The organism is Desemzia sp. FAM 23990 (assembly GCF_045528485.1).
GTDB lineage: Bacteria > Bacillota > Bacilli > Lactobacillales > Carnobacteriaceae > Desemzia.
The window spans coordinates 1-255 of sequence record NZ_JBGQQW010000106.1 but is presented as its reverse complement, the minus strand read 5'-3'; the positions used below and the strand labels follow the sequence as shown (position 1 = coordinate 255).

Below are 255 nucleotides of genomic sequence, written 5' to 3'. Positions count from 1 at the left end.
GATGGACACACCGCTGGTGTACCAGTTGTTCTGCCAAGAGCATCGCTGGGTAGCTATGTGTGGAAGGGATAAACGCTGAAAGCATCTAAGCGTGAAGCCCCCCTCAAGATGAGATTTCCCATCACGTCAGTGAGTAAGACCCCTGAAAGATGATCAGGTAGATAGGTTGGAAGTGGAAGTCTAGTGATAGATGGAGCGGACCAATACTAATCGGTCGAGGACTTAACCAAAGTTTTTAGGTGGATTCGAAGAATC

At 47.8% G+C, this 255-nt stretch carries 1 rRNA gene; it reads left to right on the top strand.

Annotation, left to right across the window (positions count from 1 at the left end):
• Positions 1-230: ribosomal RNA gene (locus ACEN4I_RS13665) — 23S ribosomal RNA — on the top strand; the annotation flags it as partial.
• Positions 231-255 lie beyond the last annotated feature (25 nt).